Below are 16,164 nucleotides of genomic sequence, written 5' to 3'. Positions count from 1 at the left end.
AAATTGGTAGACACGCCAGCTTCAGGTGCTGGTGACCTTACGGTCGTGGAAGTTCGAGTCTTCTTCTGGGCACCAATTTCGAGTTTGAGACTAGATCAGTTTCAAGACTCACACAAAAACCCGCGAAAGCGGGTTTTTTGCATTCTAAGCCGTCATTTTCTTAAAACTGATTTATTAAAATCAAATCAGGGGTTTACAGATCAAAAGACGCTCCGTATAGTGCGCCACATCAACAGCGGCAACGCTGAAGATGAAGCCCAGATGGTGAAATTGGTAGACACGCCAGCTTCAGGTGCTGGTGACCTTACGGTCGTGGAAGTTCGAGTCTTCTTCTGGGCACCAATTCAAATTCAAGGTCACGATCTTGAATCTCACAAAAACCCGCGAAAGCGGGTTTTTGCGTTTCCGGGGTTTGGAAAAGCCCGAGACACAGCGCTTACCAGACACACCATCTTCCCCGCAAGGAGCATTTGAGAAACGATATCGTTTATCATTGTTGCAAGTTTTTGCAATGCGACAGTGAGGAACCCTGCGAATGATGTTTCGAAATACCCTGCGCCGCGGCTTGACCTTCACCCTGCTCGGCCTGGCACTCGCCACTCCCCTCACCCAGGCTGCCGACGCGGTTTCCCTGACGCTCTACAACGGTCAACACAAGGAAGTCGGCGACGCGATCGCCAAAGCCTTCGAAGCCAAGACCGGCATTCACGTCAATGTGCGCAAGGGCAGCAGCAACCAGCTCGCCAGCCAGATCATCGAAGAAGGCGACCGCTCCCCCGCCGACGTCATCTACACCGAAGAATCCCCACCGTTGAACAACCTTGGCGAACAAGGCTTGCTGGCCAAGGCCGACGATGCAACTTTGGCTGTTCTGCCAAAAGAATACGTCGCCGGCAACGGCACCTGGATCGGCGTCACCGCCCGGGTTCGCGTGGTGGCCTTCAACCCGAAACTGGTCGATGAAAAGGACCTGCCGAAATCGGTCCTGGATTTCGCCGATCCGCAATGGCAAGGCAAGGTCGGTTTCGTACCCACCAGCGGTGCTTTCCAGGAACAGGCCGTAGCCATCATCAAAAAGCACGGCCGTGAAGCCGCCGAAGAATGGCTGACCGGTCTGCGCGCCTTCGGCAAGACCTACAGCAACAACATGGTCGCCCTCAAGGCTGTGGAAAACGGCGAAGTCGCCACCGTACTGGTGAACAACTACTACTGGTTCGCCCTGCAACGGGAGAAAGGCAAGCTTGACTCCAAACTGCACTACTTCACCGGCGGCGATGTGGGCGGTTTGATTACCGTCTCCAGCGCAGCCGTGCTGAAATCCAGCAAGCATCCAAAAGAAGCCCAGCAATTCCTTGCCTACATGGCCAGCGAAGAAGGCCAGCGCGTAATCACCCAGACCACCGCCGAGTATCCACTGCACAAAGGCATGGAATCGGATCGCGGCCTCAAGCCTTTCAGTGAACTGGAAGCGCCGGACGTCACGCCTGCCGACCTGGGCAATGCCGAAGAAGCGCTGGACCTGGAACGCGAAGTTGGCCTGAACTGATGACCGCATCGCTATCCGCCTCCGCCGCTCGCGGGGGTTACGTGCCACGCCGCAAGCGGCCATCGATCTGGCTGGTGCTGCCGGTGTTGCTGCTGGTAGTAATGAGTCTGTTGCCGCTGGCCTACGTCGGGCTCAAAGCCTGGCAGGCCGGCTGGACCGAAGCGCTGCATTTGCTGTGGCGGCCGTATGTGTTCGGCCTGCTGCGCAACACACTGGCGCTGATGGTCGGGGTCACCGTGACTTGCGGGGTGATCGGCCTGTCGCTGGCTTGGCTGCTGGAGCGCAGCAATCTGCCGGGCCGGCGCTTGTGGGGCGTGATTTTGTGCCTGCCGTTCGCGGTCCCGGCATTTGTCAGCAGCTTCACCTGGGTTTCTTTGAGCGCGCAGTTCGAAGGGCTCGGCGGAGCGATCCTGGTGATGAGCCTGTCGAAATACCCGCTGATTTTTCTGCCAGTGGCAGCCACCTTGCGCAATCTCGACCCTTCCCTTGAAGAGTCGGCAAGGACGCTCGGGCAGAATCGCTGGGGCGTGTTTTTCCGCGTCACCCTGCCCCTGCTCTGGCCTTCGTTGCTGGCCGGTTCGCTGCTGATTGCATTGCACATGCTGGTGGAGTTCGGCGCACTGTCGATCATCGGCCTGCAAACCTTCACCACCGCGATCTATCAGCAATTCGAACTGGAATTCAGCAATGCCAACGCGGCAATGCTGTCTGCAGTGTTGCTGGCGCTGTGCCTGATGCTGCTGTGGCTGGAACTACGGGTGCGCGGCAAGGGCCGTCATGTGCGTACCGGCCAGGGCGCAGCACGCCGGGCCGAGCAAGTGCAACTGGGACCTTGGGCGATTGCCGGCCAACTATATTGCCTGATGCTGGCGATTGTCGGCAGCGGGATTCCACTGGGGATGTTGGCGTACTGGCTCGCCGTGGGATCGTCAGCGGCGTTCCCGGTTGCAGCGATCACTGAAGCTTTGCTGTCTTCATTGGCGCTATCGCTGGGTGGCGCGGGATTGTGCCTGGTGCTGGCGGTGCCGGTCGGGTTGCTGGTTGTACGCTACAAAGGCCAACTGGCGATCTGGGCCGAGCGCCTGCCTTATCTGCTGCACGCACTGCCGGGGCTGGTGATCGCCCTGACACTGGTGTATTTCGCCCTGCATTATGTGCCGGCGCTGTACCAGACTTCCGCGCTGTTGCTGATCGCTTATGCGCTGCTGTTTCTGCCGCTGGCTCAAGCGCCGATCCGCACGGCGCTGAACAAGGCAGCACCACAACTGGAAGAGGCCGCCCGCACACTGGGCGCGTCTTCGTTCACGGCGTTCTGTCGCGTGACTTTACCGATCATCTTCCCGGCGCTGGGTGCGGCGTTTGCGCTGGTGTTTCTGGATGCCATGAAGGAACTGACGGCGACGCTACTGCTGAGTCCGACCGGGCTCAACACCTTGGCGACCGAAGTCTGGGCACACACCGCGAACGTCGAGTTTGCCGCGGCGGCACCTTATGCGGCGTTGTTGATTGTGGTGTCGGGCTTGCCCGTGTATCTGCTGACGACCCGGATGTATTTGAGCCGATAAAAAAATCGCAGCCGAGGCTGCGATTTTTTTGCCTGCACTATCAGGCCCGGAACTGGCCCAGGCTCGCCTTGAGCTGCGCCGCCAGTCCATCCAGAACCTTGCCGCTGGCCGTGGTCTCGACCACCGCCTGAGCGGCTTTCTCGGCCTGGGCATGAATCGTCTCGACGCGCCCACGAACAGCCTGCGCGCCTTGCGCCTGATGCGCCGCGGCCTGAGTCGCCAGACCAATCGCCGCATGCACCTGCTCGACCGACGCCTGCACCGACTGTTGCAGCCGCGCACTGTCACGCAGCACCAGCAAACCTTCGCTGGCCTGACGCCCGGCCTGCCCGATCGCCTCAACCGCCTCACGGGCGCCCTGCTGCAAGGCAACGATGTGCGCCTGAATGTCACCGGTGGAGCTTTGGGTCTTGCTCGCCAGCGCGCGGACTTCATCCGCCACTACCGCAAACCCTCGTCCGGTTTCACCGGCCCGGGCCGCTTCGATGGCGGCGTTGAGCGCCAGCAGGTTGGTCTGCTCGGCGATGCCATGAATCACGGTCAACACCACTTCGATCTGCTCACTTTGCTGCGCCAGGCGCTCGATGACTTTCGCGCCGGTATCAACCTGCCCTGCCAGCGCCTCGATCAGGCTGCCGACCTTGGCCGACGTGCGGGTGTTCTCGTCGGTGGCCTGACGAATATCCACCACCTGCTTCAGCGCCGCCTGCATCGCATGGCTTTCCGACTGTGCCTCATCGGCCATTTGCGACAGCGCGCGCAAGCTCTCGGCGACTTCATCGCGCTGCATTCCGGCCGCTGCGTCAGCACCGGCATTGCGCAACGTCATTGCACCGATTTCCACACCGGTACGCTGAGCCACATCCCCGGCCTCGCGCACGATCGGTTGCAACTTATCCACAAAGCGGTTGACCGCCGAGGCCATGTCACCGATTTCGTCCTTGCTGTTGATCTGCACACGCTTGGTCAGATCACCCTCACCTGCTGCCAGGTCGTCCATGGCCGCGTTGAGCATTTTCAGGCGATTGACCACACGATGGCCGAGCACCACGGCCAGCAGCAACAGCACGCCGGCACCCACCAGCGCCAAGCCCATGCCGATACGCCAACGCAGCGTCGCGGCGGCGTCCTGTACGGTGCTGGTGGTGTTGGCTTTCATCTCGGCAGCGGTGGACTGCGCCGACTGCAGGCGCGCGCGCATGGCCGTGGCACTGTCGGCGGCGGCACCCTTGAGGCTGTCGCCGACCAGTTGATCGCTGCTGGCGATCAGCGCCGAAAAGCGCTGGTCGAGCGCCGCCAGATCGGTATCCACCGAGGCCGTCGAGACGCCCATCAGCACTTTGCCGATTTCCACCCCGTTGGGATTGATCGACGCTTCGAGGTAGTAGACCGAGGGATCGTGCTTCGCCGCATCCAGCACTTTATCCAGCGCACGCTCACCCTGGCCTTTTTCCAAAAGGGCCTTGTTGATCGGGTTTTCGCGGTTGAGATAGCGGGTCAGATGCTGGCCAGTGGCGTCGTCGTAAACCACGAACAGCACGTTGGGATTGCGCTGGGCTCGGCGGGCGAATTCGGACAGGGTCGGCACGTCGCTGTCCCACATGGCGCGAGGCGCTACGGAGGCGAGCAACTGGGCCATGTCGTTGGCCGAGTCCTTCAGGTCTTTTTCCAGGGTCGCACGCAGTTGTGCCTGCTCGTCCTTCAGGCGCGAGGACAGGCCTGCAGTCAGGCGCTGACGAGTGTTGGTGGACAAGGTATCGAGGCTCGACGTGACTTCACGCCCGGCCTGCTCCAGTTCACCGGACAGCTTCTGGCTGTCGACACCCAGGCGAGCACCGAGATCGGCTTCCAGTGCGGTGACGGTGCTCCGCGTCAGGGCGACGGCCACCAACACCTGCACCAAAAGGGCGATACCAAGGGTAACGAATACGGGCCGCAACAAACGGCTTTGTAACAGTGAGAGAACGGCCGACACTGTGAATCCCTCTACTTCTGACGCCATTAATTTGATGGCACTCTTGTAGACAGATTCACAGCAAAGGTCATGCCGTCCAACAGGCATAAACGACAAAGGCCCCGATGAAGGGGCCTTTGTGTTTTTACATCAACGACTTATCAAGCGAACGGATGACGCAGAACGATGGTTTCGTTGCGGTCCGGGCCCGTCGAAATAATGTCGATCGGCGCGCCGATCAACTCTTCAACGCGCTTGATGTAGGCACGAGCGTTAGCTGGCAGCTCTTCCAGGGTTTTGGCACCCACGGTCGATTCGGTCCAGCCCGGCACTTCTTCGTACACAGGCTGCAGGCCCACGTAGCTGTCAGCGTCAGTCGGGGCAACGGTGTTGCCTTGCGCATCTTTGTAGCCGACGCAGATGTTGATGGTTTCCAGGCCGTCGAGTACGTCCAGCTTGGTCAGGCAGATGCCCGAGATGCTGTTCACATCGATAGCGCGACGCAGGATAACGGCGTCGAACCAGCCGCAACGACGGGCACGGCCGGTGGTCGCACCGAACTCGTGACCTTGTTTGGCCAGGTGTGCGCCCACTTCGTCGAACAGCTCAGTCGGGAATGGACCCGAACCTACGCGAGTGGTGTAAGCCTTGGTGATGCCCAGGATGTAGTCCAGGAACATCGGGCCAACGCCCGAACCGGTCGCCACGCCACCGGCGGTGGTGTTGGAGCTGGTCACGTACGGGTAGGTACCGTGGTCGATGTCGAGCAACGAACCTTGGGCGCCTTCGAACATGATGTCTTTGCCGGCGCGACGCAGGTCGTGCAGCTCGGCAGTGACGTCCAGCATCAGCGGCTTGAGAAGCTCAGCGTATTCCTTGCACTCGGCCAGGGTCTTTTCGAACTCGATGGCAGGCTCTTTGTAGTAACCGACCAGCATGAAGTTGTGGTAGTCCACCAGTTCACGCAGCTTGTCTTCAAAGCGCGGCATGTTCAGCAGATCGCCAACACGCAGGCCACGACGTGCAACCTTGTCTTCGTACGCCGGGCCGATGCCGCGACCGGTCGTACCGATCTTCAGCTCGCCACGGGCCTTTTCACGGGCCTGGTCCAGCGCCACGTGGAAGGAAAGGATCAGCGGGCAGGACGGGCTGATACGCAGACGCTCGCGCACCGGTACGCCTTTCTCTTCCAGCTTGGTGATCTCGCGCAGCAGGGCGTCAGGTGCAACCACCACGCCGTTGCCGATCAGGCACTGCACGCCTTCGCGCAGCACGCCCGACGGGATCAGGTGCAGGACGGTTTTTTCACCGTCGATCACCAGAGTGTGGCCAGCGTTGTGGCCACCTTGGTAGCGCACTACGGCGGCAGCATGTTCGGTCAGCAGATCAACGATCTTGCCTTTGCCCTCATCACCCCATTGGGTGCCCAGGACTACGACATTCTTACCCATAACACTTGTCCTCATTCGCGCAAACTTGGTGCCGGCGGTGGCCGGCAGGAAAACTCAAGAAGCCAGTGGCGATACTTGCCAAAGCCCGTTCTGCTGGATCAATTGCCGGTCGCAGTCCGCATCACGGGCGGCGGCCAAAGGTTGTCCAGGCAACGCCTGAACGACACGCTGACCCTCACTGCGCAACTGGCAAACCTGCTGCCAGAGTGCCGCATCCGTACTGTCAGGCATCCAGATACCGCCAGACGGTAGCTCGATCTCAGCACGCCCCAGGGTCACCAGGGTTTTCAAATCGGTGGAAAAGCCGGTGGCCGGACGGGCGCGACCGAAGTCGGCGCCGATGTCGTCGTAACGACCGCCCTGAGCGATGGACTGACCAACACCCGGTACGAACACCGCAAACACCACACCCGTGTGGTAGTGGTAACCGCGCAACTCGCCCAGATCGAAGTACAGCGGCAGCTCCGGGAAGCGCGCCGACAGCCGCTCGGCGATCGCCAGCAAATCTTCCAGCGCGGCCAGTACCGGCGCCGGCGCATTGGCCAGACGCTCACGGGCAGCGCTCAATACTTCACGGCCGCCGCACAGGTCGACCAGCGCACGCAGCATGCCGGACAGATCGGCCGGCAGGCCTTCGGTCAAGGTAATGACCTCGTCGATAGCCTTGCGTTGCAACGCATCGAACAACTGCTGCTCGACCTCACCCGACAGACCGGCCGCCTGGGCCAGACCGCGGTAGATGCCGACATGCCCCAGGTCCATGTGCACGTCCGGCACATCGGCCAGTTGCAGCATGGCCAGCATCAGGCTGATGACTTCAACGTCGCTGCTCGGGCTCGCATCGCCGTACAACTCGGCGCCCAACTGGATCGGGCTGCGCGAGGACGACAAGGCACGCGGCTGGGCATGCAGCACGCTGCCGGCGTAGCACAGACGGCTCGGGCCTTCGCGACGCAGGGTGTGCGCATCGATGCGCGCCACTTGCGGCGTGATGTCGGCACGGAACCCCATCTGCCGGCCCGATTGCGGGTCGATGACCTTGAAGGTACGCAGATCCAGGTCCTGGCCCGCGCCGGTCAGCAGGGATTCCAGGTACTCGATATGGGGAGTCACGACAAACTCGTAACCCCAGCTCTGGAACAGATCCAACACCTGACGACGCGCGACTTCAATGCGCGCCGCTTCCGGTGGCAGTACTTCTTCGATGCCATCTGGCAGCAGCCAGCGGTCTACCGTTGCCATTACGCCATTCCCCTTAGATCCGGGCGGCCAGCCCGAGGGCGAGCCTTGAGTGAAGCAGAAAATGACCGGCCCGTTCAAAACGCACGCGCATGAACGACGCGGCGAAAGGCCTGTTACCGGCTTCGCCCATCACTTTCCTCGAAAAACTGCCGGGTCATTCAACCCGATCTTCTGCAACAAAAACAGCAATCAAACGTGCAGACGCAAAAAAGCCGGGAATTTCCCGGCTGCCGCATCATACACACGTTTTCCCAAAGGATCACCCCGCCCGAGGTTTTAGCCGCCGGGCGGAATGATTCAGGTCAACGTCGTATCAAGGCTTGGACTTTTCCAGGTAACGGAAGAAGTCGCTGCTTGGGTCGAGGACCAAGACGTCGGATTTGTTCGCGAAGCTTTCACGGTAGGCACGCAGGCTACGGTAGAAACCGTAGAACTCCTGATCCTGGCCGTAGGCCTTGGAGTAGATCGCAGCAGCCTGGGCGTCACCGTCACCGCGAATCTCTTCGGATTCACGATAGGCTTCAGCCAGCAACACGCGGCGTTGACGATCGGCGTCGGCACGGATGCCTTCGGCCAGCTCGTTACCCTTGGCGCGGTGCTCGCGAGCTTCACGCTCACGCTCGGTGCTCATACGTTCGAACACACTGCGGTTCACTTCTTTCGGCAGATCGATGGCCTTGACCCGGACATCGACCACTTCGATACCCAGCTCTTTTTCCGCCATCTTGTTCAACGACGCCGTGATATCGGCCATCAGCGCATCGCGCTCACCGGACACCACTTCGTGCAGGGTACGTTTACCGAACTGGTCACGCAGGCCCGATTCCAGACGACGGGACAGACGCTCGTCGGCGATCTGCTTGAGGCCGGAAGTCGCGGTGTAGAAGCGCTCGGCATCCTTCACGCGCCACTTGGCGTAGGCATCGACCATCACGGCTTTCTTTTCCAGCGTCAGGAAGCGTTGTGTCGGTGCATCCAGCGTCATCAGACGTGCGTCGAATTTACGCACCTGGTTAACGTAAGGCACCTTCACATGCAGACCAGGCTGAACATCGGCCTGAACCACACGACCGAACTGCAGCAACACCGCACGCTCGGTCTGAGCCACGATGTAGAAGCAGTTCCAGCCGACCAGTACCACAACAACGCCAACGATCAGGGCGATCAGCGATTTATTGCTCATCAGCGGGTCTCCCTTGTGCGCGACTGCGGCAGGTCAGTGACATGCGGCGTGACGTCCGTGTTGTTGCTGGCGGCAGCCGAGCCGGTGACCGGTGCATTGCTGCCCGAACTGTTCTGAATCATTTTGTCCAGCGGCAGGTAAAGCAGGTTGCTCTGGCCGTTCTTGTTGCCGGTCACGAGCACCTTGCTGGTGCTGCTGAAGACTTCCTGCATGGTGTCCAGGTACAGACGCTGACGAGTGACCTCGGGCGCCTTGCGATACTCGGCAACCAGTTTGGTGAAGCGATCTGCCTCACCCTTGGCGCGCGAGACCGTTTCGTCGCGGTAACCGTTGGCATCTTCGAGGATGCGCTGGGCCTGACCACGGGCTTCCGGCACCACGCCGTTGGCGTAGGTTTCAGCCTGGTTGCGCGAACGCTGCTCGTCTTCACGGGCGCGGATCACGTCATCAAAGGCTTCCTGCACTTCACGCGGTGCAGCTGCGCTCTGTACGTTGACCTGAGTGACGGTGATACCGGTGCGATAGGTATCGAGGAAACGTTGCAGACGCTCCTTGATCTCGCTGGCCATCAGCTCACGGCCTTCGGTCAGCACCTGGTCCATCGCGGTGGAACCCACCACATGGCGCAGCGCACTGTCGGTCGCATGTTGCAGGCTGATCTCCGGCTGGTCGACGTTCAGCACGAAGTCCTGCAGGTTGCTGATCTTGTACTGCACGGTCAGCGGCACTTCGACGATGTTCTCGTCTTCGGTCAGCATCTGGCCCTGCTTGGTGTAGGCACGCTCACGCGTGACGTTTTCCATGTACTTCTTGTCGATCGGCGGGAAGTAGATGTTCAGGCCCGGGCCGACGGTCTCGTAGTACTTGCCGAAGCGCAGCACCACGGCTTGCTCCTGCTCGTCCACCACGTACACCGCGCTGTACAGCCACACGGCCGCCAGCACGACGAGGCCGATGCCGAGCAGGCCGCCGAAGCCGCCGCTCTTGCCCGAACCACCGCCATCATCACCGCGTTTCTTACCACCACCGAACAACCCGTTCAGGCTTTCCTGCAGCTTTCGGAAGGCCTCGTCGAGATCTGGTGGTCCCTTGCGGTCGCCGTTATTGCGGCGCTTGCCACCCCAAGGATCCTGATTGTTCGAGTTGCCACCCGGCTCATTCCAAGCCATAGCGCTCTCCATCTGATAAAGCAAAGACGCACCCACGGCGCGCCGACCAATGCTACAGAATGCCTGCCGTTGCGGCACAACCGCTTTTTCAGGCTTTTATTGCAAAGTGTGTTGCTCGATGAACTCCGTCGGCACAACGCCTTCACGACTGACCAGTCGATTGAGCTCCGAGCGTGGCAATCGAATGGCCAGCAAGCTGACACCTTCTTCGTCGTATTCTTCTTTCTGTACCGCGCCCAGCTCGAAGAACTGTGCACGCAGACGCGCAAACCGCTGGGGCAAACGCAAGGTTCCGACAAACAAATCACTGCCCAGCAATTCGGCAATGGCTTGCTCAAGCAATTCCAGACCCGTGCCATCTCGCGCCGACAACCAGACCCGTTGAGGCTTGCCGTTCTCGTCGCGCTGGATTTGTGGCTCAACGCCTTCAAGCAAATCGAGTTTGTTATAGACCTCGAGGATCGGCAAGTCCTGGGCACCAATCTCGCCCAGCACCACCATCACCTGCTCGATCTGCAACATGCGATCCGGTTCGGCCGCATCGATCACGTGCAACAGCAGGTCGGAATTGCTCGACTCTTCGAGCGTAGACCGAAATGCCTCGACCAGCTTGTGCGGCAAATGACGAATGAAACCCACGGTATCGGCCAGGACAATCGGCCCCAGGTCGTCCAGTTCCAGACGGCGCAAGGTCGGGTCCAGCGTGGCGAACAACTGGTCAGCCGCGTACACGTCGGATTTCGTCACGTTATTGAAGAGCGTGGATTTGCCGGCGTTGGTATAGCCCACCAGAGACACGGTAGGGATATCCGCACGCGAGCGGCCGCGACGCGACTGTTCGCGCTGGCTGCGCACTTTTTCCAGCCGGCCCTTGATCTGACGCAGGCGAACCCGCAGCAGTCGCCGGTCGGTTTCGAGCTGCGTTTCACCCGGACCGCGCATGCCGATACCACCACCCTGACGCTCAAGGTGAGTCCAGCCGCGAACCAGCCGGGTGCTCATGTGGTCAAGCTGAGCCAGTTCTACCTGGAGCTTGCCTTCATGGGTACGGGCGCGCTGGGCGAAAATATCGAGAATCAGACCGGTACGGTCGATCACGCGACACTCGAAAACACGTTCGAGGTTACGTTCCTGACTGGGCGTGAGGACGTGATTGAAGATCACCAGATCGGCTTCTTCGGCGTGGACCAGGTCGCGCAGTTCCTCGACCTTGCCGCTGCCAATCAGGAATTTGGCCGTTGGCCGATGACGCGGCACGTTAAAAAACGCAACGGTCTCGGCGCCGGCCGAATTTGCCAACTCCTGAAACTCCTGCGGATCTTCGCGCGCCTCAGGGTCCTGTCCATCCAAGTGAACGAGGATGACTCGCTCACCACCACCGTGGCGCTCAAAGAACAAAGGAGACTCCTATCAGGCGTTACCTGGCTCAGCGTCACCTGCTTCGGATTCGGTTGCACTTGGCAGACGAATTGGACGAACCGGCACGACTGTAGAGATAGCGTGTTTGTAAACCATCTGGCTGACGGTGTTCTTCAGCAGGATAACGAACTGGTCGAACGACTCGATCGTGCCTTGCAGTTTGATACCGTTGACCAGGTAGATGGAAACCCCAACTTTCTCTTTACGTAAAGTATTCAAGTAAGGGTCTTGTAGCGAATGCCCTTTTGACATGTGCCGCACTCCTTTAAGGATTCAATATAAAAAATAGGTAATCAGATGGCTTTTGCCGCCACACCCCCAAGGATAGACGGCAATTGCAAGGACTCAGCTCAATATGGAGATGGTCCCAAGGTATTTCAAGGCGCGTGGCAGATTGTCGCAATCCAGACTGTCGAGCCAGTGTAAATCGTCCCAGCTGCGCAGCCAGGTAAACTGGCGTTTGGCCAATTGGCGCGTGGCAATGATGCCCCGCTCCTGCATTTCGGCCGACGTCAGCTTGCCATCCAGGTAATCCCAGACTTGGCGATAGCCTACCGCACGTATAGACGGCAACCCGGCATGCAGGTCACTTCTATTACGCAGGGCTACGACCTCGTCGATGAATCCCTGTTCCAGCATATTTGTGAATCTTTGTTTAATGCGGTCGTGCAGTACCTGGCGATTTGCCGGAGCAATGGCCAAGTTCGCGACAGTATAGGGCAATTGTTGCAGTCCCGATGCCGCAGCTTGGGTACTTTGTTCAGATTGTTTCAGCCGCAGTTCAGTCATGCTCTGACCGCTGACCCGATAGACTTCCAGCGCACGACTCAGGCGCTGCGGGTCGTTCGGGTGAATACGCGCCGCCGATTCCGGATCGATGGCTGCCAACTGATCGTGCAAGGCTTGCCAGCCAAGGCGTGCAGCCTCTTCCTCGATCTGCGCGCGAACTTCGGGGTCCGCCGCCGGCATGTCTGCCAGACCGTCGACCAAAGCCTTGTAATAGAGCATCGTGCCGCCCACCAGCAGCGGAATTTTTCCGCGTGCGGTGATTTCGGCCATGGCTTGCAGGGCATCGCGGCGAAAATCGGCCGCCGAATAACTCTCGGCCGGGTCAAGAATGTCGATCAACCGATGAGGATGTTCGGCGAGCAGTTCTTTGGACGGTTTGGCCGTGCCGATGTCCATGCCGCGATAGACCAGCGCCGAGTCGACACTGATCAACTCGCACGGCAGCACCTTGGTCAGCTCGATGGCCAGGTCGGTCTTGCCCGCAGCGGTCGGGCCCATCAGGAAAATCGCTGGAGGAAGCTGGCTCATCAACGACCGCGCAGGAACAGTTTGTCCAGATCGTCCAGGCCCAGTTGGGTCCAGGTCGGTCGGCCATGGTTGCATTGACCGCTGCGCTCGGTGTTTTCCATGTCGCGCAGCAGACCGTTCATTTCCGGCAAGGCCAGGCGGCGGTTGGCGCGGATCGCGCCGTGGCAGGCCATGGTGCCGAGCAGTTCATTCAAGTGCGCCTGGATTCGGTCGCTGGTGCCGTACTCCATCAAGTCCGACAGCACGTCACCCACCAGACGGTTGGCCTCGGCCTGTTTGAGCAGGGCCGGAATCTGGCGGATCGCCAGGGTTTCCGGTCCCAGACGCTGCAATTCGAACCCGAGACGCTGGAACCACGCCGCATGCTCCTCGGCGCAATCGGCCTCGCGCTGACTGACTGCCAGCGACTCCGGCACCAGCAACGGCTGGCCACTCAGGCCTTCGCTGGCCATGGCGATCTTCAGGCGTTCGTACATGATCCGCTCGTGAGCGGCGTGCATGTCCACCAAAACCAGGCCCTGAGCGTTCTCGGACAGAATATAGATGCCCTTGAGCTGCGCCAGCGCATAGCCAAGTGGCGGAATGTCTTCCTGACCGGCCGGTAGCGCATTGGCATTCGCCTCGGGCAGCGGCGCGAAAAACTCGCGGTACGCAGCCTGAGCTTCAGCGGCCGGCGGCACCGCAGATTGCGGACGCGGCGTGTATTGATACTGATAAGCGCCGCCAGTGCTGGCGCCCGACGAGGTATTGAACGCCGGTTGTGCCTGCGGCTGTTCCAGCAACGCATTGGCGGCCAGACGCATTTCGCCCTGCGGTCCGAACTCCCCAGCTTCGAGGCCGGTGGGCCGGACGATTGCGGTAGTGACTGAGCCGGCAAGCTGATCTTCCGGCCGCACATCACCCAGCGCGCGGTGCAAGGTGCCATAAAGGAAGTCATGCACCATGCGCCCGTCACGGAAGCGCACTTCGTGTTTGGTCGGGTGCACGTTGACGTCGACCGCTGCCGGATCGACCTCGAAAAACAGCGCGAACGTCGGATGCCGGCCGTTGAACAGCACATCGCGATAAGCCTGACGCACCGCGTGGGCCACCAGTTTGTCGCGCACCGCGCGGCCGTTGACGAAGAAATACTGCAAGTCCGCCTGACTGCGGTTGAACGTCGGCAGTCCGACCCAACCCCACAGGTGCAAGCCATTGCGTTCGATCTCGATCGGCAACGCCTGCTCAAGGAAGCCCGAACCGCAGATCGCCGCCACACGCCGAGCACGGGCCGCGTCGTCGTGAGCCTCGTGCAGGCTGAGGATGGTCTTGCCGTTGTGGCGCAGATGGAACGCCACGTCGAAACGCGCCAATGCCAGACGCTTGATCACTTCTTGCAGGTGATCGAATTCGGTTTTTTCGGTCTTGAGGAATTTGCGCCGTGCCGGGGTGTTGAAGAACAGGTCACGGACTTCCACCGAGGTGCCGACCGGATGAGCCGCCGGCTGCACGCGGGGCGCCATGTCGCGGCCTTCGGTTTCGACCTGCCAGGCCTGATCGGCGTCGCGGGTACGCGAAGTCAGGGTCAGGCGCGCCACGGAGCTGATCGACGCCAGTGCCTCGCCACGGAACCCCAGGCTCATCACCTGTTCGAGGTCTTCAAGGTTGCGGATCTTGCTCGTAGCATGTCGGGCCAGCGCCAGCGGCAGGTCATCGGCAGAAATGCCGCTGCCATCGTCGCGCACCCGCAGCAGTTTGACGCCGCCCTGCTCGACGTCGACGTCGATGCGCCTGGCGCCGGAGTCGAGGCTGTTTTCCAGCAACTCCTTGATCACCGAAGCCGGGCGCTCAACCACCTCGCCAGCGGCGATCTGGTTCGCCAGCCGTGGGCTGAGCAGTTCGATGCGGGCTGCGTTCAGAACCTGATTCATTCTTTGGACGCCAGTTCGGTGCCAGGAATGGTCAAGTGCTGACCAACCTTCAGCTCATCGCTGCTCAGGTTGTTGGCACTGCGCAGAGTGGCTGGCGACACCTGATAACGGACGGCAATCATTGCCAGGGTTTCGCCCGGGCTGACCCGGTGATCACGTGGCCCCTGGGCGATCTTGCCCGAATCTCGCAGCCAGGCAATGTAAGTGCCCGGTGGCGGGTTCTGCTGGAAGAACTGACGCACGCCGCTGCTGATCGAACGCGCCAGCGCCTGCTGGTGGCTCGAGGCCGAGAGTTTGTTCGCTTCGTTGGCGTTGGAGATAAAGCCGGTTTCCACCAGGATCGACGGGATGTCCGGCGACTTCAGCACCATGAACCCGGCCTGCTCAACGCGTTGCTTGTGCAACGGCGTGACGCGACCAATGTTGGTCAGGACTTTCTGGCCGACGTTGAGGCTGGAGGTCAGCGAGGCGGTCATCGACAGGTCGAGCAGCACGCCGGCAAGCATCCGGTCCTTGTCGTCGAGGCTGACGTTGCCGGCACCACCGATCAAGTCAGAACGGTTTTCGCTGTCGGCCAGCCAACGGGCGGTCTCCGAAGTGGCGCCACGGTCAGACAAGGCAAACACCGAAGCACCGAAGGCCGCCGCAGACGGCGCAGCGTCGGCGTGGATCGAGACGAACAGATCGGCGCCCTTCTTGCGGGCGATTTCGGTACGGCCACGCAGCGGGATGAAGTAGTCGCCGGTACGGGTCAGTTCGGCGCGGAAGCCTTTCATGCCGTTGACCTGACGCTGCAACTCACGGGCGATCTGCAGCACCACGTCTTTCTCGCGCTGACCGCGTGAGCCGGATGCACCCGGGTCTTCGCCGCCGTGGCCGGCATCGATCACCACAATGATGTCGCGCTTGCCGGCCGGGGCGGGAGGCAGTTTGATCGCCGGTTCTGTCGGGGTGACCGGCACGGCCGGAACGGTCGCAACTGTCGGTGTCGGCGCAGGTGTGGGTGGTGGCGGCGCGGCATCGGCCGGGTTATCAAACAGGTCGACCACCAGACGGTTGCCATACTGCGCGTTTGGCGCCAGCGAGAAACTCTTCGGAGTGACGGCTTTTTTCAGGTCGATGACCACCCGCAGGTCGGTCGGCGTACGCTGGGCCGAACGCATCGCAGTGATCGGCGTATTGGCGGTGGAGACTTTCAACGGCGCGCCGAGGGTGGCGCCATTGATGTCGATGACCAGACGGTCCGGCGACGTCAGGGTGAAAACGCTGTGCTGCACCGGGCCGGTCAGGTCGAACACCAGACGCGTGTTGTCCGGCGCCCGCCACAGGCGCACGCTGTTGACCTTCGTGTCGGCCACAGCGTTGACGGTTACTGCCATCAACATCAGTCCAGCGGCAGCCACCAACG

Annotated in this window: 12 protein-coding genes and 1 tRNA gene; 3 read left to right on the top strand and 10 right to left on the bottom strand. The window is 60.8% G+C overall.

Translation table 11 applies throughout. The features are described 5' to 3' along the window. The first annotated feature begins 255 nt into the window (after window positions 1–255). The 3 genes from AC07VV_RS17845 to AC07VV_RS17835 all read left to right on the top strand — a co-directional run bounded on the left by AC07VV_RS17845 (window position 256) and on the right by AC07VV_RS17835 (window position 3,111). A tRNA-Leu gene (locus AC07VV_RS17845) sits at window positions 256–342 on the top strand. A gap of 193 nt (window positions 343–535) precedes the next feature. Continuing rightward, entirely contained in the window at window positions 536–1,546 is a 1,011-nt protein-coding gene (locus AC07VV_RS17840; protein ID WP_096819814.1) for an iron ABC transporter substrate-binding protein, read from the top strand. Continuing rightward, window positions 1,546–3,111, top strand: a complete 1,566-nt coding sequence (locus tag AC07VV_RS17835) for an ABC transporter permease (RefSeq protein ID WP_495036968.1) — start codon at window positions 1,546–1,548, stop codon at window positions 3,109–3,111. Before AC07VV_RS17840 ends, AC07VV_RS17835 begins: the two co-directional genes overlap by 1 nt. A gap of 40 nt (window positions 3,112–3,151) precedes the next feature. On the opposite strand, the gene AC07VV_RS17830 is transcribed toward AC07VV_RS17835, so the two are convergent. The 10 genes from AC07VV_RS17830 to AC07VV_RS17785 all read right to left on the bottom strand — a co-directional run bounded on the left by AC07VV_RS17830 (window position 3,152) and on the right by AC07VV_RS17785 (window position 16,141). Continuing rightward, the gene (locus tag AC07VV_RS17830) at window positions 3,152–5,086 is read right to left on the bottom strand and encodes a methyl-accepting chemotaxis protein (RefSeq protein WP_249482574.1); all 1,935 of its coding nucleotides are present in this window, start codon (window positions 5,084–5,086) and stop codon (window positions 3,152–3,154) included. A gap of 140 nt (window positions 5,087–5,226) precedes the next feature. After that, the gene (locus AC07VV_RS17825) at window positions 5,227–6,516 is read right to left on the bottom strand and encodes an adenylosuccinate synthase (protein WP_201235777.1); all 1,290 of its coding nucleotides are present in this window, start codon (window positions 6,514–6,516) and stop codon (window positions 5,227–5,229) included. A 54-nt stretch (window positions 6,517–6,570) separates the two neighbouring features. Further along, window positions 6,571–7,758 (bottom strand): ATP phosphoribosyltransferase regulatory subunit, encoded by a 1,188-nt coding sequence (locus AC07VV_RS17820; protein ID WP_085746509.1) that lies wholly within the window; start codon window positions 7,756–7,758, stop codon window positions 6,571–6,573. Between the two features lie 313 nt (window positions 7,759–8,071). After that, window positions 8,072–8,941 (bottom strand): protease modulator HflC, encoded by an 870-nt coding sequence (gene hflC / locus AC07VV_RS17815; protein WP_007950723.1) that lies wholly within the window; start codon window positions 8,939–8,941, stop codon window positions 8,072–8,074. Further along, a complete protein-coding gene (gene hflK / locus AC07VV_RS17810) occupies window positions 8,941–10,110 on the bottom strand; it encodes an FtsH protease activity modulator HflK (protein ID WP_085685164.1) in 1,170 nt (389 codons plus the stop codon). The genes hflC and hflK overlap by 1 nt, the downstream gene beginning before the upstream one ends. A gap of 96 nt (window positions 10,111–10,206) precedes the next feature. Further along, complete coding sequence (gene hflX / locus AC07VV_RS17805; RefSeq protein WP_495036967.1) at window positions 10,207–11,508, bottom strand: ribosome rescue GTPase HflX; 1,302 nt, start codon at window positions 11,506–11,508, stop codon at window positions 10,207–10,209. A gap of 12 nt (window positions 11,509–11,520) precedes the next feature. Then, on the bottom strand, window positions 11,521–11,781 hold the full coding sequence (hfq, locus tag AC07VV_RS17800) for an RNA chaperone Hfq (RefSeq protein ID WP_007902656.1): 261 nt from the start codon (window positions 11,779–11,781) through the stop codon (window positions 11,521–11,523). A 93-nt stretch (window positions 11,782–11,874) separates the two neighbouring features. Further along, complete coding sequence (miaA, locus tag AC07VV_RS17795; RefSeq protein WP_495036966.1) at window positions 11,875–12,846, bottom strand: tRNA (adenosine(37)-N6)-dimethylallyltransferase MiaA; 972 nt, start codon at window positions 12,844–12,846, stop codon at window positions 11,875–11,877. Continuing rightward, window positions 12,846–14,756, bottom strand: a complete 1,911-nt coding sequence (gene mutL, locus AC07VV_RS17790; RefSeq protein WP_495036965.1) for a DNA mismatch repair endonuclease MutL — start codon at window positions 14,754–14,756, stop codon at window positions 12,846–12,848. Before mutL ends, miaA begins: the two co-directional genes overlap by 1 nt. Further along, window positions 14,753–16,141, bottom strand: coding sequence for an N-acetylmuramoyl-L-alanine amidase (locus AC07VV_RS17785; protein ID WP_425220387.1), 1,389 nt, complete (start codon window positions 16,139–16,141; stop codon window positions 14,753–14,755). Before AC07VV_RS17785 ends, mutL begins: the two co-directional genes overlap by 4 nt. Window positions 16,142–16,164: the final 23 nt, after the last annotated feature.

The organism is Pseudomonas sp. GW821-FHT02C04 (assembly GCF_059421845.1).
The sequence above is the reverse complement of the archived record's forward strand: the minus strand, read 5'-3'. Positions and strand labels throughout refer to the sequence as shown.